The organism is Bradyrhizobium sp. Ken01, assembly GCF_055807355.1.
In genome coordinates this window covers 1-260 of record NZ_JBVVPC010000235.1, presented here as the reverse complement: position 1 = coordinate 260, position 260 = coordinate 1, and the positions used below count along the sequence as shown (strand labels likewise).

Below are 260 nucleotides of genomic sequence, written 5' to 3'. Positions count from 1 at the left end.
CCTGAATGAGGAACTCAAGCAAATCGCGCTTGCTTCGCTTCACGCGTTCTGAAAATTCGGCGAAGCGGTTCACGTCGGTAAGTCCGGCAACCTTCTCGCGTGCAAGAAGTTGGGGCACACTTGGATTGATTGTCGCGCGTATCGCGCCTTGATGAGCTGCGAAAATGCGCAGCGAGCCGCCATGGGTCGGTAATTCCTCGACGTCGAAGACGACAAGGTTATGTGCGGCAAAAATGCGTTGCACAGACGTCAGCGACAAG

The 260-nt window shown here is 55.0% G+C and carries 1 protein-coding gene; it reads right to left on the bottom strand.

What is annotated here, in order from left to right:
• Positions 1-260: Rossmann-fold NAD(P)-binding domain-containing protein (locus AC0L3S_RS39465; protein WP_473285369.1), on the bottom strand; the 260-nt coding region annotated here is incomplete at both ends.